The organism is Pseudomonas sp. D4-21 (assembly GCF_051132125.1).
GTDB lineage: Bacteria > Pseudomonadota > Gammaproteobacteria > Pseudomonadales > Pseudomonadaceae > Aquipseudomonas.
The window spans coordinates 611907-635867 of sequence record NZ_CP071664.1 but is presented as its reverse complement, the minus strand read 5'-3'; the positions used below and the strand labels follow the sequence as shown (position 1 = coordinate 635867).

Genomic DNA, 23961 nt, shown 5'->3' with positions numbered 1-23961 from the left:
TCCGATGTCTGGCAGAATTATACGCATCTCAGCTCCGGTTTCTCTCGCCTCATGCCTGCCATTCCCACAGACCTTGCCACCCTCGCCCAATCCATCAAGGAATGGGGCCGCGAGCTGGGCTTCCAGCAGGTCGGCATCAGCGGCCTGGACCTGGCCGAGCATGAACAACATCTGCAACGCTGGCTCGAGGCCGGCTACCACGGCGAAATGGACTATATGGGCGCCCATGGCAGCAAACGCTCGCACCCTGAAGAACTGGTGCCCGGCACGCTGCGGGTGGTGTCGCTGCGCATGGATTACCTGGCGGGCGACACCCAAATGGCCCAATTACTTGGCGAACCGGAAAAAGCCTACGTTTCGCGTTATGCGTTGGGCCGCGATTACCACAAATTGATCCGTAAGCGCGTGCAGCAACTGGCGGAAAAAATCCAAGAGGCCATCGGCCCCTTCGGCTATCGCGCCTTCGTCGACAGCGCGCCGGTGCTGGAAAAAGCCATTGCCGAACAGGCCGGCCTGGGTTGGATCGGCAAGAACACCCTGGTCCTGAACCGCAAGGCCGGCAGTTATTTTTTCCTCAGCGAGCTTTTTGTCGACCTGCCGTTGCCGGTGGACCCGCCCCACGGCACCGAGCATTGTGGGAAATGCACCGCTTGCCTGGACATCTGTCCGACCAATGCCTTCGTCGGCCCTTATGTACTGGATGCCCGACGGTGCATTTCATACCTCACTATCGAGTTGAAGAACGCCATTCCGGAGGATCTGCGGCCCTTGATCGGCAACCGGGTGTTCGGTTGCGATGACTGCCAGATCGTTTGTCCATGGAACCGCTTCGCCCGGCCATCCGGCGAAAGCGACTTCAAGCCACGGCACAACCTGGACAACGCCGGGCTGGCGGAGCTGTTCATGTGGGACGAGGAAAAATTCCTCAGCAGTACCGAAGGCTCACCGTTGCGCCGTGCTGGGTACGAACGTTGGCTGCGCAATCTGGCGGTGGGCCTGGGCAACGCGCCGTCAACGATTCCCGTGCTGCAAGCGCTGGAGGCGCGGCGCGATTATCCGTCGGAACTGGTGCGCGAACACGTGGAATGGGCGCTGCGCCAGCACGCCACGCGTCAGACTTCGTCGTTATAGACGAACTTAGGCATTTCCCAGTGAAAACGAATCGCCAGGAGCCGCAGCAGAAAACCGCCAAACAATGTGATGAGGATCGACTGCTCGCTGGGCAATTGCAGGTAGACGCATAACAAATAGCACCACGCGGCGGCAAACGAGACGCTGGCGTAGAGCTCGCGACGGAAGATCAGCGGAATATCGTTACAGAAGATATCCCGCAGGATGCCGCCAAATACCCCCGTGATCACGCCGCTCACCGAGGCGACCAACATGCCATGGCCCATTTCCAGCGCAGTCATGCAGCCAATCAGCGTAAATGCCACCAACCCCACGGCATCGAGCACCAAAAATAGCGAGCGCAGGTGACGCATCCAGCGCGCCAGGAACACCGTGAGCATCGCAGCCGCGGTGGTGAGCACCAGGTATTCCGGATGCTTGACCCATGTGAGCGGGTAGTGACCGAGCAACACGTCGCGCACCGAGCCACCACCCAGCGCCGTGATGCAGGCGATCAGCACCACACCAAACCAGTCCATGCCACGCCGCCCGGCGGATAGCGCGCCGGTCATGGCTTCGGCGGTAATGGCGATCAGATACAGCATCAGCAACATGGTGGCGGTCCTTGCGGGAAGGCGCGCAGTCTAGCCAGTTTGGGCGGGCACCAAAAGAGGGCAAGATCCGCCGGCTGCCGGAGCGTGGCGAGGGGATTTATCCCCGCTGGGCTGCAAAGCAGCCCCAAATACAACCAACACCGACCGGCCTGACACAACCAGACATCAGGTCAAGGGGCTGCTCCGCAGCCCAACGGGAAAATCCCCTCGCCACAAAAGCTTGCCCGCCAATCGCTTGGGGTTGGCTCAGAACTTGATGAAGTGCTTGCGGTAATGCTTCAGCTCGGCGATGGATTCGCGGATGTCGTCCAGGGCCAGGTGCGTACTGCCTTTCTGGAAACTGTCGCGCACTTCGGGAGCCCAGCGAGCGGCTAGTTCCTTGAGCGTGGAGACGTCAAGGTTGCGGTAATGGAAATAGCTTTCCAGGGATTTCATGTGGGTGTACAGGAAGCGACGGTCCTGGCAGATGCTGTTGCCGCAGATCGGCGACTTGCCCCTAGGCACCCATTGTTCGAGGAAAGCGATGGTCTGGGCTTCAGCCTCGGCCATGCTGATCTTGCTCTCGCGCACCCGTTGGGTCAGGCCCGAGCCGCCGTGTTGGCGGGTGTTCCACTCGTCCATGCCGGCCAGGATCTCGTCACTGTGATGGATTGCGATCACCGGCCCTTCGGCCAAGGTATTGAGATCGCTGTCGGTGACGATGGTGGCCATTTCGATGATGACGTCGGTGTCAGGGTTCAGACCGGTCATTTCCAGGTCGATCCAGATCAGGTTCTGCGGGTTTTGCAGGTTTTGCATGGGGGAGCTCCTCGGCTTAGCTGCGCAGTTTAGCTTAGGCAGCCCCTTGGGCGTGCTAAACTCGCCGCCGTTTTAAACCAATCGATGTATTTCTTCATACGGAACACCCATGGCCAAACGCCAACTCAATCGTCGTCAGAACTGGCGCATCGAAAAGATCCAGGGCGAGCGTGCCGCCCGTGCCGCCAAGCGCGAATCCAGCGCTGTCGAAGCCTTGGAAGGCGGTGACCTGGGCCCCGAGCAGACCGGCCTGGTGATCGCTCACTTCGGTGTGCAGGTCGAGGTCGAGGCCCAGGAAGGCGAACTGGCCGGCCAGGTGTTCCGCTGCCACCTGCGCGCCAACCTGCCAGCGCTGGTGACCGGCGACCAAGTGGTCTGGCGTGCCGGCAACCAGGGCATCGGCGTGATCGTCGCGCAACTGCCCCGGCACACCGAGCTGTGCCGTCCCGACAGCCGGGGCCAACTCAAGCCAGTGGCCGCCAACGTCGACATGATCGTCATCGTGTTCGCTCCGTTGCCCGAGCCCCACGCCAACCTGATCGACCGCTACCTTGTAGCGGCCGAACACGCCGGCATCCGTCCGCTGCTGCTGCTCAACAAGTTCGACCTGATCGATGAGCACAACGCCCCGGCGCTGAATGCACTGCTGTCGGTCTATCGGGACCTGGGTTACCCAGTGTTGGAGGTCTCCGCCCATCACGGCAACGGCATGGAACAATTGCAGCGGCAACTGGACGGACGCATCAGCGTGTTCGTCGGCCAGTCCGGCGTCGGCAAGTCTTCGTTGGTCAACAGCCTGCTGCCAGAGGTCGAGACCCGCGTCGGGCCGTTGTCCGAGCTGTCCGGCCAGGGCACGCACACCACAACCACCGCGCGGCTGTTCCACTTTCCCGGCGGCGGCGAACTGATCGACTCGCCGGGCATCCGCGAATTCGGCCTGGGCCACGTCAGCCGGGCGGATGTCGAAGCCGGCTTCATCGAATTCAACGAGCTGATCGGCACCTGCCGCTTCCGCGACTGCAAGCATGATCGCGAACCCGGGTGCGCCTTGCTCAAGGCACTGGAAGAAGGCCGCGTGCACCAGCAACGGATGAACAGTTACCGCTCGATCATTGCCAGCCTGCCGGAGAGCAGTTACTGACTGTTGGTCACTATGGTGACGAGTCTCAAGTAAACCGATAACCACAAAAAAGCCGACAATGATGTCGGCTTTTTTGTGGATCACTGCGCCGGCGGCTCGGCCGGTTTCGGTGCGGCGTCGTCGAACAGGTTCAGGCGTTCGCGCAACTCGTGGGCCGGCACCGGCTGCTGGTCCGCCGGCAAGGCGTTCGGATCGACCGCTGCACCTGGCGCGGCCGGTGGCACCGACACTTCACCTGGCGCGCCCTCGCCTTGGGCCGAATCGGGCACCGAACCGGGCACCGAATCGGGCACCGAATCGTCTGCTTGTGAACCCTCGATGGCTTTTTGGGCCTTCTTGGTCAACACCACGATATCGATACGCCGGTTGACCGGATTGAAAGGGTCTTGGCGATCGAACAGTGCCGAAGACGCATAACCGACCACCCGCGCCACTTGCTCATCCGGATAGCTGCCCGCCACCAGGGCGCGACGTGCCGCGTTGGCGCGGTTGGCCGAGAGTTCCCAGTTACCGAAATCGCCTTTGCCCACGTACGGTTTGGCATCGGTATGGCCGCTGATACTGATCTTGTTCGGCACCGCCTTGATGGTGTCGGCCATGGCCAGCAGGATGTCTTCGAAATACGGCTTGAGCCGCGCGCTGCCAGAGTCGAACATCGGCCGGTTATCGGCGTCCATGATCTGGATGCGCAGGCCGTTCGGCGTGATCTCGAACAGGATCTGGTCCTTGAATTTCTGCAATTCGGGATTTTCTTCGACCTTGTTCTGCAACTCTTGCAGGAGCAATTCCAGGCGCTCGCGCTCGACCTGCTCGGCCATGCCCTCGGCCTCATTGGCGTCGACGGTCGCCTTGTCGGGCTGGGGCTGGGACTTGACCTCGGGGTTGAGGGTATTTTCCGGCGCCAGGACAGGCGAGCCGCCCAGATCGATGATGTACGGCGTGCCGCTCTCGGAAAAACCCACCGGGTCCTTGAAGTAACCGGCGATCGCGATCTTCTGTTCCGGCGTCGCCGTGGACAGCAGCCACAGCACCAGGAAGAACGCCATCATCGCCGTGGCAAAGTCAGCGAAAGCGATTTTCCAGGCGCCGCCGTGATGCCCGCCAGCTATACGCTTGACGCGCTTGACGATGATCGGTTGGTTATTCTCCATAACGAGTGCTCTGCTTCACAAATACTGTTCCATTTTGACGGTGCCTGTTGCTGCCATACTGTGTTGCCGCTCCTCGCCATAGCGGGCTATGACTCGTCGCGGCGCCTTGTCTGGCAGCAACAGTCACTCGCCAAAAAAGGAACGTATCTGCAAAGCAGAGCACTATCGACCGCGAACCGCTTGTTCCAGCTCGGCAAAGCTTGGACGGTGCGCCGGGTACAGGACCTTGCGGCCGAACTCCACCGCCAGGGACGGTGGCATGCCCGAGGCCGAGGCCACCAGGGAAGCCTTGATGGCTTCATAGACATTGAGTTCTTCCTTGGCGTCATGGGCCAGGGAGTGGGCCAGCGGGCCGAAGAAACCGTACGCGGCCAAAATACCGAAGAAGGTACCCACCAGTGCCGCACCCACGTGCAGGCCGATGGAAGCCTGGTCGCCTTCCCCCAGGGACGCCATGGTCACCACGATACCCAATACCGCCGCAACGATACCGAAGCCGGGCATGCCGTCGGCGATGCCGTTGACTGCGTGGGATGGGTGCTCCAGGTCTTCCTTGAGGCTGTACAGCTCCATGTCGAACAAGCCTTCCAGCTCATGGGGCGCCATGTTGCCGGACGACATGATGCGCAGGTAATCGCAGATGAACGCGGTCATGCGCTCGTCTTTCAGCACCGAAGGGTACTTGGCGAAGATCGGGCTGGCGGCGGCGTCTTCGATGTCGCCCTCGATCGCCATCATGCCTTCGCGGCGGCTCTTGTTGAGGATCTCGTAGACCAGCCCCAGCACCTCAAGATAGAAGGTGTGGCTGAAGCGCGAGCCGAACATGCTCAAGGATTTCTTGAGCACATGCATGGTCATATAGCCAGGGTTCGCCTGGAGGAATGCGCCAAGAGCCGCACCGCCGATGATCATCACCTCGAACGGTTGGATCAGCGCAGCGATCTTGCCATGGGAAAGCACGTATCCGCCGAGCACGCTCGCGAACACGACAATGATGCCGATAATTTTAGCCATAGATAGAAAGTACTTATTTAAGTCGGGTTCAAGGTCATATTCGGAAGCTGAAAAATCTCTTCTTCTACTTATCGGCAAAACTGCGCCAGACTATAGCCAGTTCCGGCGAAAAGCCAATTTGCCCCGTTCCGGGCGTAGATACCTCATGCGAAGATCACGTCCAACCATGGCTAACGAAACGAACGTTCCAACTCCAAGACCGACCACGATCGAAGGCTGGGTAAAGCTGCTCGAAGGCGTCCATTTGCCGGTGCCCCAGGCCAGTCATGACCTGGTCTGCAAGGCCATTTCCGACAGCCGCCGCTCGTTGCGCGACATCGCCGAATTGATGCAGGACAGCCCCGCGCTGGCCCTGAGCGTCATCCGCGAAGCCAACCATCACACCCACGGCAGCCTGGCGGAGCCGGCTGAAAACCTCGAAGTGGCGATCAACCGCCTCGGCCTCAAGCGCACCGAGGAATTGCTCGCGCGCCTGCCTTCGCTACCGGCGCACCAGATACCGGTCGCCCTGCGCCAGTTGCAATTGATCAGCCAGCACGCCACACAACAGGCCAATGGTTTTTTCGCTAGCCGCCTGGCGCGGCTGTGGCAGGACATCCACTGGGGCAGCCTGTTGTTCCTGTCGCCGCTCTGGCCCTTGGCCCTGACCCATCCACGCCTGCTGGCGGAATGGGAGCTGCGGGTCGTCCATAAACGCCAGCCGGCCAGACAGGTCGAGCGCGAACTGTTCGGCGTCAGCCTGCTGAACATCTGCCTCGCGCTGGTGGAGGCGTGGCGCCTGCCCATCTGGGTGGCACAAGGCTATCGCCTGCTGCTGAATGAACGCCGCGAACTGATGAAAGTGCTGCGCATCGCCCGCGACAGCGAACATCCGCTACGCCAGCAGAATCGCCTGGACGACGACCCAACGCTGCGGCGCTGGCTCAATCAACCCGCCAATACAGTGCTGCTGGCCAATGGTCTGGCATTGTCGGCGCAAGAGGCCTGGGAAAGCCCGCACAGCGCTCGCTGGCAATACCTCACCAGCCTGTATCTGCAGATGCCGATGGACGAACTTCAGCAGCAACTGCATCAACAAGCCGCCAACAGTGCTCGCCAGCACACCATGCCGGACCTCTGGCACCCCGCCGTGGCACTGATCTGGCCCCCGGGCAGCCGCCGCGTGCATCCCGGCTTGTTGCCCGCCGCCCCGCCCAGCGCCCAGGACCTGTCCCAATGGCGCAAGCAATGCGCCGCGCTGTTGGTGGAACCGAGCCCTTTCAGCAACGCCATGCACCTGACCACTTCGGCGCGAGATACCCTGGTGGCGTGCGGCATGCGCCGGGTGATGATTTTAATGCCCGATCGCAGCCAGACCAGCGTTCGTGTGCATCAGACCGCCGGCCTGCCCAAGGAAGCGGCGGCGATGAGCTTCTCCATCAGCCAAAGCAAGGTCTTGCAGCGACTACTGGCTCAACAGGCCCAGGTTCGCCTGACTCCAGAGAACAACGCCCAGTTTTCCGCCTTGCTGCCTCCGGGCCTTCGCGCCCTGTTCCGAGGCGAGCACCTGCTGTTGCGCTCACTGACGTGTAATGGACGGGTGATCATGCTAGTGGTCGCGGACCAGGGTGGCGGTCCGTTCTCGGACGTGACCGTTCAGGCTTTCGGCAAAACCGTGCAATGCATCGAAAGGGCCCTGCACAGCTTTACCAACCGTGGCCGCTGAACTTGCTACAATCCTTTCCCTTTGCGCCCCAGGAGACCTCACATGCCTGACTTCTCTGGCTTGCCGCTGGTAATCGAGCCCAACGAGCTCTTGCCGCGCCTCGATGCTCCCAATCTGATTCTGGTGGACCTGACCAGCGCGGCGCGCTACAGCACCGGCCATATTCCTGGCGCGCGCTTCGTCGATCCCAAACGCACGCAACTGGGCCAGCCCCCGGCGCCGGGACTGTTGCCGGCGAAGGCCGACCTGGAAACGCTGTTCGGCGAACTCGGGCATAACCCTGGCGCGGTCTATGTGGTGTATGACGACGAAGGCGGCGGCTGGGCCGGGCGTTTTATCTGGCTGCTCGACGTGATCGGGCACTCCAACTACCACTATCTCGACGGCGGGCTGTTGTCCTGGCTGGACCAGGGCCTGCCGGTGTCGATCGACACCCCGGCGCCGGCCGCCGGCGATGTCAGCCTGGTGCTGCACGACGAACCCACCGCCACTCGCGAGTACCTGCAAAGCCGTCTTGGCTCGAAAGACCTGGCGATCTGGGATGCGCGCGGCCCGCTGGAATATTCCGGTGAAAAAGTCGTGGCGGCCCGGGGCGGACACATCCCCGGCGCGGTCAATTTCGAATGGACGGCCGGCATGGATCCTGCGCGCAGCCTGCGCATCCGCAAGGACATGCCGCAGATTCTCGAACAGCTGGGCATCACGCCCGATAAAGAAGTCATCACCCACTGCCAGACCCACCACCGCTCTGGCTTCACCTATCTGGTGGCCAAGGCGCTCGGTTATCCGCGGGTCAAGGGCTATGCCGGTTCATGGGGCGAATGGGGCAATCATCCCGACACGCCCATCGAGCTTTGAAGATTTAAGGACAGTTAATGAAAAACCGCTTGTTCATCCTCTCCCAATACCTGCTGCCGCACCACCTGCTGTCGCGGCTGGCCGGCTGCATCGCCGAGTGTCGCGTTCGCTGGTTCAAGAACGCCTTCACGGCCTGGTTCGCCAAGCGTTACCAGGTGGACATGTCCCAGGCGCTGGTGGAAGACCTCACTGCCTATGAACACTTCAACGCGTTTTTCACCCGCGCATTGAAAGACGGTGCGCGTCCCCTGGACGAAACGCCCGGCGGGATCCTCAGCCCCGCCGACGGCGCCGTCAGCCAACTCGGCCCGATCGAGCATGGCCGGGTGTTCCAGGCCAAGGGCCATAGTTTCAGCGTGCTGGAACTGCTGGGCGGGGATGCGGCCAACGCGGCGCCGTTCATGGGCGGCGACTTCGCTACCATCTACCTGTCGCCCAAGGACTACCACCGCGTACACATGCCGCTGGCCGGCACCCTGCGGGAAATGGTCTACATCCCAGGACGGATTTTCTCGGTCAACCAGACCACCGCCGAAAACGTCCCGGAGCTGTTCGCCCGCAACGAACGCGTCGCGTGCATTTTCGACACCGAGCGCGGGCCGATGGCCGTGGTGCTGGTGGGCGCGATGATCGTCGCCTCCATCGAAACCGTCTGGGCCGGCCTGGTGACACCGCCCAAGCGCGAATTGAAGACTTTCCGCTACGATGAGGCCGCTCGCGCGCCGATCCACCTGGAAAAAGGCGCCGAACTGGGCCGCTTCAAGTTGGGTTCGACCGCTATCGTGCTGTTTGGACCAGACCAGGTGAAATGGGCCGAAGACCTCGTGGCGGGCTCGCCGGTGCAGATGGGCCAGGCCCTGGCACTGCCGAACGCCTGATCCAAAAGCTCACCAGTGGGAGCAAACTCGCTCCCACTGGGTATCCGACAATCACAGAGCACCTCTTTCGCCTACAGCTGCTAGAGTTGGAAACATCCTTTTCATTTCCCGCCGGAGCCCGTCCACGGCATGAATGAGACCAGCCCTCTCCAGCTACTGCGCGTCTTGACACCGACCCAGTCGCGCCTGTCTTTCTGCGATGCCGCGCCACGCGACCTCAAGCGTTGGATCGCCAACCTGCCCAAGGCCAACATCGGCGAAACCGCTCGCCTGCTGTACCAGGCACTCGGCGAGCTGAACCAACTGCTGACCCCCAGCGATAATCGCCTGCAACTGCTGGAGCTGCTGCGACCAGAGGTTTATTACGTCTGCAAGCACCTTGAGCGGCACTTTCTGCAGCAGGCCATCGTGCTGGATGAGCGATCGCGCAAGATCGTCAACCTGTGCCAGGCCCTGCAAGCCCACCTGGCGATGGGCTACAAACAGATCGTCGGGCGTATCTCGTCGAAATTTTCCAAGGACCGGGCGCGCCTGCTGGCTACCGCAGCGCAACGGGCAGTCCACGCGCTCAATAGCACGTTGCTACGCTCCAGCCAGTTGTACAGCCCTGTGCCCGAGGGGCTCTGGCTCGATCTGCATCAGCTGTACCGGATCGCTTGCCAGCATAAACTGCAGCACCTGGCCGTCAGCGATGAACTGGCCAGCCAGGTTCACCAACTGAACGTCGAGCAAACCTACGTCGTCGCGCTATTGCTGGGCGCCTCGCGCAGCAACCAATTGCGCCAGAGCCAGATTGCCCGATTGGCCGAAGTGCTCGAACCCTGGAGCCAAGGGGTCAAGCTGGACCCGGCCGTGACCGCCTCCAGCCTGTTCGCGGTCGCGCCGCAGCTGGATGTCGGTCCGCGCTACCGCTCGAAATTCCGGGCGGAACAGCAACCCACGCTGCTGGGTTTCGACCCACAGCCGCTGGTGCGTGCCATTACCACCCACTTGGCGCAACCGGTCGAGTCGACATTGACGGTACCGGCCGGCATGAGCGCCGACACCTTGCATCATCTGCAAGCCGCCTGGGGCGAAGCTGCCGAGCGCAGTTTCCAGCGCACCGAGGGCAACGGCACACTGACCCTGTGCGTGGGCATGAGCGCCTTGCATTATTACCTTGGCGGCGAACGCTCATTCAGTGAAATCCTGAAGAACCCGGCCACCCGCAAGGCCCGCTTCGAGGCGTCGCCCACCCGGAAAAACGATACCTGGGACCAAGCCTTCGACGCAGCGCCCAGCGGTGACAGTGAGCTTTTGCCCTACGAAGAAATCGAATACCCGGTCAATCCGGCCGATGATGACGCCGCAAGCTCCGACAACCAGCACCATTTCCCCACCTACGACTTGCCGATCATCAACCACAGCCCGGGCGGTTACTGCCTTGGCTGGCCGAAGGAGGTGCCGGAACAACTACAGGCTGGGGAAATGGTGGGTATCCGGGACGCCAACGACCAGAGCTGGAGCATCGCCGTGGTGCGCTGGATTCGCCAGGTGCGCAATGGCGCCATGCAGATGGGGATCGAACTGGTCGCGCCCCATGCCCAGCCGTGCGGCCTGCAATTGCTTCGAGAGCAAAACGAGCAAGGGCACTATCTGCGCGGGCTGCTGCTTCCGGAGATCAGCGCCATCGACTTGCCCCCCACCGTAATCGCCCCGCGCCTGCCTTTCCAGGAAGGCCAGCAGGTGTTGATCAACACCAATGGCGAGGAACGGCGCGCCGGGCTCGATCGACGAGTGACCAGCACCCACAGTTTCAACCAGTTCGCTTATCGCCAGGACGAATCAGCGGCGAACGGGGGTGACGGCACGCAAGAGGGGGATTTCGATTCGTTGTGGAAGTCGCTCTAAGGAACAACAACTATTGCGTGGCGAGGGAGCTTGCTCCCGCTGGGCCGCGAAGCGGCCCCGAAACCTGACACCCAGGCGTTTCAGGTGGGCCGTATTGGGCCTGCTGCGCAGGCCAGCGGGAGCAAGCTCCCTCGCCACGGGTATGCGAAATCCAACGATCGGCGAATTGCTCAAACCTGCCCGTCGCGATCCCGGAAGCCCAACAGGTACAACACCCCATCCAATCCCAAGGTCGAAATCGCCTGCCGGGCCGATTGCTTGACCAGCGGCTTGGCCCGAAACGCCACGCCCAGGCCGGCGATGGCCAGCATCGGCAGGTCGTTGGCTCCGTCGCCCACGGCAATGGTCTGCTCCAGGCGAAGGCCTTCTTTTTCGGCCAATTCGCGCAGCAGGTCCGCCTTGCGCTGGGCATCGACGATCGGCTCGACGGCCACGCCGGTGACCTTGCCGTCCACCACTTCCAATTCATTGGCGAACACGTAGTCGATGCCGAGCTTGGCCTGCAACTGTTTGGCGAAATAGGTGAAGCCGCCGGACAGGATGGCGGTTTTGTAGCCCAGGCGCTTGAGTTCGGCGAACAGGGTTTCGGCGCCCTCGGTCAGCCGCAGTGAGGCGCCGATGGAATCGAGCACGCTGACGTCCAGGCCCTTGAGCAGCGCCAGGCGTTCTTTGAAACTGGCACGAAAATCCAGCTCGCCGGCCATGGCCCGCTCGGTGATCGCCGAGACCTTATCGCCCACGCCAGCCGCCTTGGCCAATTCGTCGATGACTTCGGCTTCGATCAACGTCGAATCCATGTCGAACACCGCCAGGCGACGGTTGCGGCGGAACAGCGAATCTTCCTGGAACGCGATGTCGACGTTCAGCTCCTGGGCCACGCTGAGGAATTCGGCCCGCAGCGCCTGGGGATCGGCCGGTTCGCCGCGCACGGAAAACTCGATGCAGCCCTTGCCCTGGTCAGCCGGAGTATCGAGCGGCATACGCCCGGAGAGTCGGTCGATATGGTCGATGTTCAGCCCGTATTGGGCGGTGATCGAACTGACCCGTTGCAACTGCTCGGCGGTCACCTTGCGGGTCAACAGCGTCACGATGTGGCGCTTCTTGCCCTGGCCGGCTACCCAATGCTGGTAATCGGCTTCGGATACCGGGGTGAAACGCACCTGCTGGTCAAGCTTGTAGGCCGTGAACAGGATGTCCTTGAGCACTGACTTGCTTTGTTCGGCGTCCGGAATTTCAACCAGGATGCCGAACGACAGCGTGTCGTGGATCACCGCCTGACCGATGTCGAGAATGGTCACACCACCCTGGGCCAGAACGCCGGTAATGGCCGCAGTCAGACCCGGACGGTCGCTGCCAGTGATGTTTATCAGGACGATTTCGCGCAAGGCGCACCCCCGCAGGTGGAAAAAAACCGCATTCTACCCACATTCAGTGACCATCGGGCACCGCCAGTGCTTTGCCGGCCATGGGCCTGTCGCTATACTGCGCGTCAATTTCACGGACAAAGAGCCGAGCTCAGTGAACCGGCCCACGCCAGTCAAAACCGACAACTTCTTCCTGCTGATCTTCCGTGCATTGCGCCATCGCCGCGTGCCGATTGCATTGCGCATCGCCAGCCATAACGTGATCCTGGTCGCCCTGGCCCTGGTCATCTATGCCTGCGTGATGGGCCTGCAATTCAAGCAGGCCATGCATGAGCAGGCGGACGCCCTGGGTGAAAGCCTGACCACCCAGACCGCCACCTCCGCCACCGAGTTGCTGGTGTCCAACGACATCCTCAGCCTCAACGTGCTGCTCAACAACCTGACCAAGAACAAACTGGTCGCCCACGCCGCCATCTACAGCGTGGACAACCGCATCCTCGCGGAGGCCGGCCAGCGCCCTAAACCTGGCCTGCTGGGCGAGACCGGCGGCATGTACCAGAGCAAGATCACTTTCCAGGATGTGACGGCCGGGCAACTGCGCATCAGCCTGGACATGGACCAGTTCCAACAACCGATGACCATCAGCCTGCAAAGCATGGGCATCCTCAGCGCGATCCTGCTGGCGCTTGCCCTGGCCTTGAGCCTGCGCCTGGGACGGCACATCTCCACGCCGCTGCTGCAATTGCGCGTCTGGCTGCGGGACATCGATGAACATACGCCGGCGACCCAGCGCCAGGATGAGATCGGCGACCTGGCTCGGCAACTTCACGCCAGCTTCGCGCCGGAACCTGAGCCGGTGCCGGAGCCTGAAGACATCGACTACGTCGACGAGGACGATGCCGAACCGGGCTTCGAGGTGCGCAACCTGCGTGACCCGGGCTTTGACGAAAGCTCACCGATGCCCGCCTCCCGCCCTGCGCCGCGCCATGTGGTGCGCACGGTCGAAGACGAGGAAGACGATGACGCCTTTGCCGATTTGCGCGACGACGCGGTGACCGGCGCTCCTCAACCGGCTGCCCGCCCCGCCTCGAACGTGCCCCAGCACAGCGCCGTGCTGGCCGTTCAACTGGGTGCCCAGGATCAGCTGCGCCGCCTGCCCCAGGCGCGCCTGAAGGAGCTGCTCGAACGCTATCGCGACTGCCTTGACCAAGCCGCATCGCTTTATCAAGGCGAACTGCATACCCTCAATGACGGCAGTACGCTGATGCTCTTCCATGCCGAAGACAGCGGCGACGACTACCTGACCAACGCCATTTGCTGCGGTGAACTGCTGCGCGCGCTGGGTCATCAATTGCAAATCGAAGTCGCCGACAGCGGCATCACCCTGCAATTGCAGTTGGGCTTGACCTTGGGCGACGGCCTGTTCGGCCTGAGCCAGATCGACCTGCTGCTCACCGAAACCGCCCAGGACGCATTGGCCCTCTCCCAGCACAGCCGCAACTTGTTGCTGGTGGAGCGCAAGATCAACGATGACGCCCTGATCCGCCAACGCACCCGCATCCGCCCCATCGCCAGCCCGGAAGGCGCTTGCTGTGTGGAACGATTGATGGAGCCATATCCATCGATGCTGGAGCGGCAACTGGCGCGCATGCATGAGCGTCAGGCCTGAGGTCTCGGCCCTGAAATAATAAAACCCGCAGATGAGTAATCGTCTGCGGGTTTTTTGTTGCCTTCGCTGGCCTCATCGTGAGCAAGCTCGCGATGAGGCCAGCACAGACACCAGATATTCCAACCGGCAGAAACAACAAAGCCCGCATCAACGCGGGCTTTGTCTGGCAGTCATCAAATCGTCAGAACCGGAACACTTCCATGTCCGTACGAATCGGCAGGGCCATGGGAATCTTGTCCTTTTCCTTTTCCACCGGCTTGGCCGGAGCGGGCGCCGCCTTGCGCGGGACTTCCGCGATAGGGGGTTGGTTGGCCAGGGGCTTGAGCGACACGGACAGTTGCTCGGCCAGGCGCTGCAAAAGCACGCCTTGAGCCTGGACCTGCGCCGCGGTGGTGCCTGCATGCTGCTCCTGCAGGTGCACGATACGGTTTTCGCGAACCATGCCGCGGCGATCGATCAGCCGCCACTGGGCATCCAGTACCGCAGGTTGGGATTTGCCTGAGTCCAGACGGGTAATCGACAACAAGACCTGTACGTCCGGAGTGAACCCCTGGGTAGCGGGGGCCAGTACCACGCGCTGGCTGTCCAGGTGTCCGGCCACCTGACGCAGCAATAATTGGTCGATGTCCGAAGACAGGCTGCCGGCCCAACGACCATCGGTGGCGGCTTGCAGGCTGCCGTCCGGTTGACGTTGCAACAAGGTTTCACGCTGCAGGTAGTCAGCGATCAGAACCGGGCCAAGCAGTACGGCCATGCCTGTGCTTTGTGCAGGCTGGGCCGGGGTACCGCTGTCCAGTTGGTACAGCGACACCGGCTGGTTCATGCTGCAGCCCGCCAGGCCAAGCAGGCCGGCGAGCCACAAAATAGGAAGGCGCAGAGCAGTCATCGTCTCGTCCAGGTGGCGGCCACAAGGCTTACCACAGTGAAAAATACTCGGTCATTATTGAAGAACGCTCGGCCACGCCGGCGCTTGAAAGGGCCTATCATCCGTGAATATGCGTCCCGACTCCAGCGCCAAAGCACCGATCCGCGGCTTTTAATCGCGGACCGAGCCCTCTAGCACGCTCAATTGAGGTTTTCGACGAGCAGTGCATCCACCCGCTGAAAACCTCTTGGAAGCTTATTGCCCCGCCGACCACGTTCACCTTTGTAATGCTCAAGATCGTCCGCTTTCAATGAAAGCGTACGCTTTCCAGCCTGCAGCACAAGCGTGGCACCCTCCGGTATCACTGCAATATCCGTGACATATTCCTCGCGACTCGCCACCCGTTCGCCGGAAATACCGATAATCTTGTTGCCCTTGCCTTTACCGAGCTGTGGCAGATCGCTGATCTTGAACACCAGCAACCGGCCCTCTGTCGTCACCGACGCCAGCCAATTGCTCTCGCGGTCGATGACTGGGCGAGGCGCGATGACTTTGGCGTTGTTCGGCAGGCTCAACAGCGCCTTGCCCGCCTTGTTCTTGGCTTGCAGATCCTCACCCTTGACGACGAACCCGTACCCGGCGTCCGACGCGATAACGTACAGCCCATCATCATCAGGCATCAGCACACATTCAAAAGTTGCACCCGGTGGTGGCGTCAGACGACCGGTCAGCGGTTCGCCCTGTCCACGGGCCGATGGCAAGGTGTGGGCCGGGACCGAATAACTACGCCCGGTGGAGTCGATGAACACCGCAAACTGGTTCGAACGCCCCGGCGCCAAGGCCTTGAAGCCATCCCCGGCCTTGTAGGAAAGCCCGGCGGCGTCAATATCATGCCCCTTGGCCGAGCGCACCCAGCCTTTTTCAGAGAGCACGACGGTAACCTTCTCGTTCGGCAGCAGGTCGTGCTCGCTCAACGCCTTGGCTTCGGCGCGCTCGACGATCGGCGAGCGACGGTCGTCGCCGTAGGTTTCGGCGTCCTTCAGCAGCTCGGTGCGCACCAGCTTCTTGAGCTTGGCTTCGCTGCCCAGCAAGGCTTGCAGCTTGGCTTGCTCCTTGAGCAGTTCGTCCTGCTCGGCACGCAGCTTCATTTCTTCCAGGCGCGCCAACTGGCGCAGGCGAGTGTCGAGGATGTAGTCGGCCTGGATTTCGCTCAGCGCAAAACGCTCGATCAGCTTGGCCTTGGGGTGCTCCTCGGTCCGGATGATGTGGATCACTTCGTCCAGGTTGAGGTAGGCAATCAGCAAACCGTCCAACAGGTGGAGGCGGCGCTCGACCTTGTCCAGGCGGAATTGCAGGCGCCGGCGCACGGTCTTGACCCGGAATTCGAGCCACTCCACCAGCAACGCCCGCAGGTTCTTGAGCTGCGGCTTGCCGTCCAGGCCGATGATGTTGATGTTGACCCGGTAGCTGGACTCCAGGTCGGTGCTGGCGAACAGGTGCTGCATCAGCGCTTCGTGGTCGACCCGGCTGTTGACCGGGATGATCACGATGCGGCATGGGTTCTCGTGGTCGGATTCGTCACGCAGGTCGGCCACCTGGGGCGCTTTCGACGGTTTTGCCTGCATCATCGCGGCAATCTGCTCCAACACCTTGGCCCCGGAGACCTGATGGGGCAGCGCCGTGACGATGATGTCGCCGTCTTCGATGTGATAAACGGCCCGCATGCGCACCGAACCACGACCGGTTTCATAGATTTTCAGCAGATCGGCGCGGGGCGTGATGATTTCCGCTTCGGTCGGATAATCCGGCCCCTGGATATGCTCGCAGAGCTGCTCCACCGTGGCCTTCGGCTCGTCCAGCAAACGCACGCACGCAGTGGCCACTTCCCGCAGGTTATGCGGGGGCACGTCGGTGGCCATGCCGACGGCGATGCCGGTGGTGCCGTTGAGGAGGATATTCGGTAAACGCGCCGGTAACACCAGGGGTTCGTCGAGGGTGCCGTCGAAGTTAGGGCCCCAGTCCGCGGTGCCCTGGCCCAGTTCGCTGAGCAGCACCTCGGAATAGCGCGACAACCGCGCCTCGGTGTAGCGCATGGCCGCGAAGGACTTGGGATCATCCGGCGCACCCCAGTTGCCCTGCCCGTCCACCAGCGTGTAGCGATAGCTGAACGGCTGGGCCATCAGCACCATCGCTTCGTAGCAGGCCGAGTCGCCGTGGGGGTGGAACTTACCGAGCACGTCACCGACGGTACGGGCCGATTTCTTGTGCTTGGAGTCAGCATCCAGCCCCAATTCGCTCATGGCGTAGACGATCCGCCGTTGAACCGGTTTCAGGCCATCGCCGATGTGCGGCAAGGCGCGGTCCATGATCACGTACATGGAGTAATTGAGGTAGGCGTTTTCGGTGAAGTCAGCCAGCGACCGGCGTTCTACGCCGTCCAAGCTGTCTGCAAGAATATCGCTCATGCGGGCCTCATCAGTTCGTTGTCTGGCGCAACGGCGCATTGCCGTCGCGCAGGATAAATTCAAATGCTTGGAGGGCGCTGGTGCCCGGCGATTGCCGGGTCATGGCGAGGCGCCCCAGCCGCTGTCCGGCGCGGCGAAGCGCCAGATCACCGGCCGCCGCTCGCCATCGGCACGGGCTCCATCGTTGTTGTCCAGGCCAATCCACGCGCCGGTGGCGTCCACCACCAGCGCTTCGGCCAGTCCGTAGGGCTGGGAAAAACGACGAGCGTCCTGCAAGGCCTCGGCTGCGAACGACCAGCAGCGCTCGACCTCGGCCGTCCGCGCATCCCGCCGGCATATCTGGAAGGCGTTGCGCTCCAGGGTAAACAGCTTGCCGTTGAACAATGACAGATCGGCGAAATCCCGTGAAACCGCCTTGGCCTTGGGGAATTGAGGCGGCTGCATCTGCTGCCCCGCTTCGCTAAGCAACACACAATTGCCGTCGCAGTCCCAGACCGTTTGCTGGCGCTTGATCAACAGCAGGCCGCGCCGTTCACGCTCGGCCGCCAGCCAGATGTGATCCCCGGCCGGGTTGACCGCAAGGCCTTCGAACAGCGAATTGAAATGCAACAACATGCCACTGCCCCGGGCTTGACGAATCATCGTCGGGGCGATTTTCAACCACGATGCAGCGCCTGTCGGCGGGATTTGCAGGACGGCGGCATGGGACTCGCTGACCACATAGCGATTGCCTGCGCTGTCGCAACTGATGCCTTCGAAATCCAATTCGCCACCGCGCAGGAACGACGCCGCCCATGTGCGGGACCTCAAGCCCCACGGCAAATCGCTGTCCGGCACCATCGGCACCTCGATCTCGACCACTTCGGCCGCCCAGACTGGCGCATCGACCGGCTGGAGGCGATAGATCCGGTCATCGTCGCGATCGGACACAGTCCACATTTCGTTGCCACACAGGGCCAGCCCAGACAAATTGCCGCCGCGCATGCCTTCGACGACATGCTCGGACAACAACGTGAGCTCCGGCGCCGGCTCGGCCACTACCCCCCCCGCCCACAGCAACAGCGCCAGGGCGAAACCCTTGCGCATCAGGCCAGGACCTCAGCCAGGTCACCCTTGGATTCGAGCCAGGTCTTGCGGTCGCCTGCACGTTTTTTCGCCAGCAGCATGTCCATGATTTCCGACGTTGCCGCGAAGTCGTCCAGGGTCAACTGCACCAGGCGACGGGTGTTCGGGTCCATGGTGGTTTCACGCAGCTGCGGCGGGTTCATCTCGCCCAGGCCTTTGAATCGGGTGACCTGCGGCTTGCCGCGTTTCTTCTCGGCGACCAGGCGGTCGAGAATGCCGTCGCGCTCCGCTTCGTCCAGGGCGTAGTAGATTTCCTTGCCCAAGTCGATGCGGTACAGCGGCGGCATCGCCACATAGACGTGGCCGGCATCCACCAGCGGGCGGAAATGCTGGACGAACAAGGCGCAGAGCAACGTGGCGATGTGCAGGCCGTCAGAGTCGGCGTCGGCAAGGATGCAGATCTTGCCGTAGCGCAGCTGGCTCATGTCCTCGGCGCCGGGGTCGACGCCAATGGCCACCGCGATGTTATGCACTTCCTGGCTGGCCAGCACTTCGCTGCCGTCCACTTCCCAGGTGTTGAGGATCTTGCCCCGCAGCGGCAGGATCGCCTGGAACTCCTTGTCCCGCGCCTGCTTGGCCGAACCACCGGCGGAGTCACCTTCCACCAGGAACAACTCGGAGCGCATCGGATCCTGCCCGGCGCAATCGGCGAGCTTGCCCGGCAACGCCGGTCCTTGGGTGATGCGCTTGCGCTCGACTTTCTTGCTGGCCTTGAGACGACGGCCGGCGTTGTTGATCGCCAGCTCCGCCAGGGCCAGGCCGGTTTCCGGGTTGGCGTTGAGCCAGAGGCTGAACGCGTCCTTGACCACGCCGGAAACGAAGGCCGCCGCCTCACGGGACGACAGGCGCTCCTTGGTCTGGCCGGAGAATTGCGGCTCCTGCATCTTCATCGACAGGACGAAGGCGATGCGCTCCCAGACGTCTTCCGGCGCCAGCTTCACGCCACGGGGCAGCAGGTTGCGGAACTCGCAGAACTCGCGCATCGCGTCGAGCAAGCCTTGGCGCAAGCCGTTGACGTGCGTGCCGCCCTGGGCCGTCGGAATCAGGTTGACGTAACTTTCCTGAACGCTTTCGCCACCTTCGGGCAGCCACAACAACGCCCAATCCACGGCTTCCTTGTTACCGGCCAGGCTGCCGCAGAACGGCTCGGTGGGCAGGCATTCGAAACCGTTGACCGCGTCCACCAGGTAGGAACGCAGGCCGTCCTCGTAATGCCATTCGACCTTCTCGCCGGTGGCCTTGTCTTCGAAACTGACCAACAGCCCCGGGCACAAGACAGCCTTGGCCTTGAGCACGTGCTTGAGGCGGGTGACGGAGAACTTCGGAGAATCGAAATACTTCGGGTCCGGGGCGAAATACACGCTGGTCCCGGTGTTGCGCTTACCGACACTGCCGACCACTTCCAGCTCGGTGGCCTTATAGCCATCGGCGAAGGTCATCTGGTATTCGTTGCCATCACGCTTGACCCGCACCCGCACCTGGGTCGACAAGGCGTTGACCACGGAAATACCCACCCCGTGCAGGCCGCCGGAGAACTGGTAGTTCTTGTTGGAAAACTTGCCGCCGGCGTGGAGCTTGGTGAGGATCAGCTCGACGCCCGACACGCCTTCTTCAGGGTGAATGTCCACAGGCATGCCGCGACCGTCATCGCTGACTTCCAGCGAGTGATCGGCGTGCAGGATGACCTGCACCGACTTCGCATGCCCGGCCAAGGCTTCGTCGACACTGTTGTCGATGACTTCCTGGGCAAGGTGGTTCGGCCGACTGGTGTCGGTGTACATGCCGGGGCGCTTGCGCACCGGGTCGAGGCCCGAGAGGACTTCGATGGCGTCTGCGTTATAAGAGCTAGCGCTGGGAGTGGCCATGGGGTCTCGTCGTCAGTGTTCAATGAAAAAGGGGGCGATGGCTCACAGCGACGTGAAGTCGATCGCCTGATACAAATCGGCGCCAATGCCGGCAAAACTCAACAACGCCGGCAACTGTCGGGCAAACCCCTGAAAACTGTGGTCACCGCCGGCCTGGATGCGCAAGGCACAGGCCCGGTAATATTGCTGGGCGTGGCGATAATCCAGCGTTTCGTCACCGGTTTGCAACCATACCTGAAAGCGCTGCGGATCCCGGGGCGCCGGCACTTCCAGCTCGGCCAGGGCCGTGACGTGGTCGTGGGTCAACTCCCAGGTTTCGTCGGTATACAAATTCTTCTGCGTTCCCAGGTACCCGTCGAACATCCGATGCGGGCTCACGGCAGGATTGACCAACAGGGCCTTGAGCCCGTGGCGCTCGGCCAAGTGAGTCGCATAGTAGCCGCCGAGCGAGCTGCCGACCAGCAGCGGCCGGCCCAGTTCTGCAATCGCCTGCTCCATCTGCTCCATCGCTTGGCGAGGGTGGTGATGCAAGGCAGGCACCCGCAATTGGTCGCTGAGGCCAAGGCGAGCCATCACGTCGACCAATTGACAGGCTTTGGTCGACGCCGGGGCGCTGTTGAAGCCATGGATATAAAGGATCGAACCCGACATTGCCGACTCCCTGGGTGCTGAGCAAAGGCCGGAGTTTACAGGGAGTTTGTGGGGGTTTGGGGTGATTTCGATAACACTTCGCCTTAGTGGCGAGGGAGCTTGCTCCCGCTGGGCTACGCAGTAGCCCCAAACTGGTAATGCCCCATCTGGCTGACAGAACGCTGTGCCTGGTCTGGGGCCTGCTCCGCAGGCCAGCGGGAGCAAGCTCCCTCGCCACGGGGGCTTTGTCAGCCTTGAATCCTCATAGTCTCGGCTCGACGAAGGTTTTTGGTCGTTTATAAGATCAGCGTCCACCGCCGATTGCTGTGGGAGCCGAGCTTGCTCGCGATGGCGGTGGGTCAGCTTGCATCCATATTGTATGTGCCGCCGTCTTCGCGAGCAGGCTCGCTCCCACAGGGGAAACACGGTCCCACCGAGAGCCAGGTCGGCCCTAAGGCCGCCTCGGCTTGGCTTTTGATCTAGGGGCCCCGTTAACCACGATGGCCGGAGTGAGGGCATGCCGAGCCTTGGCGAGACACCGAGTGGTGGGGCCAAGCCTTTTTTGCTTACTTTTTTTGGCGTTTGAAAAAAAGTGAGCCGCCGTAAGGGCGGAACCCAAGTCGCCATTACCGCAGAAATGGATATGTACTCCGTCAAGCCGCCATCGCGAGCAGGCTCGCTCCCACAATTGGATCGGAGTACAGCAGTGAGAAATGGGCAGGCTGTCAGGCCGCCTCGTCCTCAATATCCGTTGGAGCCATAGTCCGGAGTGAAAGCAAACCCAACCACCCGCTCTACCCCCGTCTCCAACCGCCCATCCGGCAATAGCCGCAACCACCGATACCCTGGCGCCTGCGAGCCCACCGCAAAATCCTCGCTGCCCGGTTCGAATTGAATACAGGTCGAAGGCGAAGCCAACAAACGAACCCCCTCGCGCACCTCGTCAATCTCCTGATGCACATGCCCCCACAACACCGCTCGCACTTGGGGAAAGCGATCCAGTACCGCAAACAAAGCCTCGGGATTACGCAACCCGATCGGTTCCATCCACGCGCACCCAATCGACACCGGATGGTGGTGCAGACACACCAGATGATGCCGCTCCGGCGCTTCGCTCAAGGCATTGGCCAACAGAATCAATTGCTCCTCGGCCAAGAAACCCGGCACCGAACCTGGCACGGCGGAATCGAGCATCGTTACCCGCCAGTTTCCGATGTCCACCACCGGATCGAGCAACGTACTCTTGACCGCCGCCTCAAGCATCACCTGCGGCTCATCATGGTTGCCGGGAATCCACCGCGTCGGCGCATCGATACGCGCTGTCAGTTGTCGAAACGACTCGTAGGATTGCAACGTGCCGTCCTGGGACAGGTCGCCGGTGGCGAGCATCAGGTCGATGGCCGGCTGTTGCTTGAGCAACAAATCGATGACCGACCGCAAGCTGTCACGGGTGTTCATGCCCAGCAACGATGCATCGGCATCGGCGAACAAATGGCTGTCAGACAGTTGGACCAACAGCACCGCATCGGCCGTGGTCAAGCTGGATACGCTCGGCAAATCGCTCTCTCCCAGGCGCAATCACGCCGTTGCATGAAGCGGCAATTATGCTGGGGGATGATCGAAAGGGGAAACCCGCGAACCGGAACCGGTTCACAACTACCGTACGACTTCGAACTCGTGGCCCAGCGCCAGGCAATGACTCAGCCATTCCCCCAGGAACAGGTTCAACTGGGCTTTTTCATCTGGCTGGTGCATCGACGCATTGGGATAAGGATAGATGCCGCGAAAGCGTCGTGCATGTTCGGCGCTGACGACTTCGGCCATGCGCGCATCGTGATAGACCTGCACTTCCAACTGCGGCACCGGCAGCCAGGGCAAGCTGTGTTCCTGGCGCACCTGCAAAGTGGTGGTGTAAGGACAGGTTTGCAGCACTTCCAGGGCCAATACACCCAGCATCTGGTCGCCGTGGGTTACAGCGATGCGGCGCGGTGCCGGATCGTTGCGCATGTCCGGCAACAAGCGCATCAGGCGGGCGTAGTTGGCCTCGCAGGCGGCCTGCAACCCCACCAGATCGACGCGATAACGATCGCGCAACTTGTTCAGGACCATAGCCCCCTCACTTCATCACGGTTCAAGGCCAGCCATTGCAAGGCAATGATGCTGGCCGCGTTGCAAATTCGCCCGTCGCGCACCGCTTGAAGGGCATCTTCAAAAGCCCAGGCCTTCACGCGGATATCTTCAGCCTCTTCCAGCAGGCCATGCAGGCCGCCCGCCCCCGAGCTGTCGCAACGCCCCAAAAAAAGATGCACGTACTCGTCACTGCCGCCCGGCGATGGGAAATATTGAGTCATCGGCCAGAGCGCGGCGAAGACAAGCCCAGCTTCCTCCTGCGCCTCACGATGAGCAACTTCTTCCGGCTGCTCGTCCTTGTCGATCAGGCCGGCCACCAGTTCCACCAGCCAGGGATTGGCAGTCTTGCCCATGGCACCGACGCGGAACTGTTCGATAAGCACCACCTCATCGCGCTGTGGGTCGTAGGGCAGCACGCACACCGCGTCATGGCGAACGAACAGCTCGCGGCTGATTTCGCGGCTCATTCCACCGGCGAACAATTCGTGGCGCAGGTGCACGCGATCAAGTTTGTAGAAACCCTTGAAGCAATTTTCGCGCTTGACGATCTCCACGGCGCTCGGTGTGGCGTTGGCGAAATCAGTCATGACAATCCTCGTGTGCGGTGGTCCAGTACGAGGTTCCAACCTCGGCTTCGCGCCATCCTAACGCGCCCGTACCGTTTGATGCAGCCCCTTTCCGGTCATCGG

General features: G+C 61.9%; 20 protein-coding genes. 7 read left to right on the top strand and 13 right to left on the bottom strand.

Annotation, left to right across the window (positions count from 1 at the left end):
- The first annotated feature begins 51 nt into the window (after positions 1-51).
- On the top strand, positions 52-1131 hold the full coding sequence (gene queG, locus J3Q04_RS02805) for a tRNA epoxyqueuosine(34) reductase QueG (RefSeq protein WP_420766183.1): 1080 nt from the start codon (positions 52-54) through the stop codon (positions 1129-1131).
- On the opposite strand, the gene J3Q04_RS02800 is transcribed toward queG, so the two are convergent.
- Positions 1113-1724, bottom strand: coding sequence for a trimeric intracellular cation channel family protein (locus J3Q04_RS02800; protein ID WP_420766182.1), 612 nt, complete (start codon positions 1722-1724; stop codon positions 1113-1115). The genes queG and J3Q04_RS02800 overlap by 19 nt on opposite strands.
- 246 nt (positions 1725-1970) lie before the next feature.
- A complete protein-coding gene (gene orn, locus J3Q04_RS02795; protein ID WP_420766315.1) occupies positions 1971-2513 on the bottom strand; it encodes an oligoribonuclease in 543 nt (180 codons plus the stop codon).
- A gap of 118 nt (positions 2514-2631) precedes the next feature.
- Here orn and rsgA point away from each other — a divergent pair, with 118 nt between their 5' ends.
- Positions 2632-3663: a small ribosomal subunit biogenesis GTPase RsgA gene (gene rsgA, locus J3Q04_RS02790; protein ID WP_053117887.1), complete on the top strand. Its 1032-nt coding sequence runs from the start codon at positions 2632-2634 to the stop codon at positions 3661-3663.
- 80 nt (positions 3664-3743) lie between these two features.
- On the opposite strand, the gene motB is transcribed toward rsgA, so the two are convergent.
- Together motB and motA are read right to left on the bottom strand one after the other, a co-directional pair.
- Positions 3744-4814, bottom strand: coding sequence for a flagellar motor protein MotB (gene motB / locus J3Q04_RS02785; RefSeq protein ID WP_434608092.1), 1071 nt, complete (start codon positions 4812-4814; stop codon positions 3744-3746).
- Positions 4815-4976: 162 nt separating this feature from the next.
- Positions 4977-5828, bottom strand: coding sequence for a flagellar motor stator protein MotA (motA, locus tag J3Q04_RS02780; protein WP_198797221.1), 852 nt, complete (start codon positions 5826-5828; stop codon positions 4977-4979).
- Positions 5829-5994: 166 nt separating this feature from the next.
- On the opposite strand from motA, the gene J3Q04_RS02775 reads away from it, so the two are divergent.
- From J3Q04_RS02775 to J3Q04_RS02760, 4 genes are all read left to right on the top strand, one after another.
- Positions 5995-7533, top strand: a complete 1539-nt coding sequence (locus J3Q04_RS02775; RefSeq protein ID WP_420766180.1) for an HDOD domain-containing protein — start codon at positions 5995-5997, stop codon at positions 7531-7533.
- Positions 7534-7575: 42 nt separating this feature from the next.
- Positions 7576-8391 (top strand): rhodanese-like domain-containing protein, encoded by an 816-nt coding sequence (locus tag J3Q04_RS02770; protein WP_420766179.1) that lies wholly within the window; start codon positions 7576-7578, stop codon positions 8389-8391.
- A 17-nt stretch (positions 8392-8408) separates the two neighbouring features.
- The gene (gene asd / locus J3Q04_RS02765) at positions 8409-9269 is read left to right on the top strand and encodes an archaetidylserine decarboxylase (RefSeq protein ID WP_434608095.1); all 861 of its coding nucleotides are present in this window, start codon (positions 8409-8411) and stop codon (positions 9267-9269) included.
- 129 nt (positions 9270-9398) lie between these two features.
- Positions 9399-11159, top strand: coding sequence for a molecular chaperone (locus tag J3Q04_RS02760; protein WP_434560978.1), 1761 nt, complete (start codon positions 9399-9401; stop codon positions 11157-11159).
- Positions 11160-11329: 170 nt separating this feature from the next.
- Here J3Q04_RS02760 and serB read toward each other — a convergent pair whose 3' ends face one another.
- Positions 11330-12544, bottom strand: a complete 1215-nt coding sequence (gene serB / locus J3Q04_RS02755; RefSeq protein ID WP_420766176.1) for a phosphoserine phosphatase SerB — start codon at positions 12542-12544, stop codon at positions 11330-11332.
- A gap of 133 nt (positions 12545-12677) precedes the next feature.
- Between serB and J3Q04_RS02750 the strand changes: the two genes are divergently transcribed.
- Positions 12678-14192 (top strand): AhpA/YtjB family protein, encoded by a 1515-nt coding sequence (locus tag J3Q04_RS02750; RefSeq protein WP_434608098.1) that lies wholly within the window; start codon positions 12678-12680, stop codon positions 14190-14192.
- A gap of 181 nt (positions 14193-14373) precedes the next feature.
- Here J3Q04_RS02750 and J3Q04_RS02745 read toward each other — a convergent pair whose 3' ends face one another.
- From J3Q04_RS02745 to J3Q04_RS02710, 8 genes are all read right to left on the bottom strand, one after another.
- The gene (locus J3Q04_RS02745) at positions 14374-15078 is read right to left on the bottom strand and encodes a PqiC family protein (protein ID WP_434608100.1); all 705 of its coding nucleotides are present in this window, start codon (positions 15076-15078) and stop codon (positions 14374-14376) included.
- A 179-nt stretch (positions 15079-15257) separates the two neighbouring features.
- Positions 15258-17522: a DNA topoisomerase IV subunit A gene (gene parC, locus J3Q04_RS02740; protein ID WP_420766173.1), complete on the bottom strand. Its 2265-nt coding sequence runs from the start codon at positions 17520-17522 to the stop codon at positions 15258-15260.
- 99 nt (positions 17523-17621) lie between these two features.
- Positions 17622-18608: an esterase-like activity of phytase family protein gene (locus J3Q04_RS02735; protein WP_434608103.1), complete on the bottom strand. Its 987-nt coding sequence runs from the start codon at positions 18606-18608 to the stop codon at positions 17622-17624.
- The gene (parE, locus tag J3Q04_RS02730) at positions 18608-20512 is read right to left on the bottom strand and encodes a DNA topoisomerase IV subunit B (protein ID WP_434608106.1); all 1905 of its coding nucleotides are present in this window, start codon (positions 20510-20512) and stop codon (positions 18608-18610) included. Before parE ends, J3Q04_RS02735 begins: the two co-directional genes overlap by 1 nt.
- A 42-nt stretch (positions 20513-20554) precedes the next feature.
- A complete protein-coding gene (locus tag J3Q04_RS02725) occupies positions 20555-21163 on the bottom strand; it encodes a YqiA/YcfP family alpha/beta fold hydrolase (protein WP_420766170.1) in 609 nt (202 codons plus the stop codon).
- A 720-nt stretch (positions 21164-21883) separates the two neighbouring features.
- On the bottom strand, positions 21884-22699 hold the full coding sequence (gene cpdA, locus J3Q04_RS02720; protein ID WP_434608109.1) for a 3',5'-cyclic-AMP phosphodiesterase: 816 nt from the start codon (positions 22697-22699) through the stop codon (positions 21884-21886).
- Positions 22700-22798: 99 nt separating this feature from the next.
- Positions 22799-23251, bottom strand: coding sequence for a DUF1249 domain-containing protein (locus J3Q04_RS02715; protein ID WP_003186471.1), 453 nt, complete (start codon positions 23249-23251; stop codon positions 22799-22801).
- A complete protein-coding gene (locus tag J3Q04_RS02710) occupies positions 23242-23859 on the bottom strand; it encodes an NUDIX domain-containing protein (RefSeq protein ID WP_420766168.1) in 618 nt (205 codons plus the stop codon). The genes J3Q04_RS02715 and J3Q04_RS02710 overlap by 10 nt, the downstream gene beginning before the upstream one ends.
- Positions 23860-23961 lie beyond the last annotated feature (102 nt).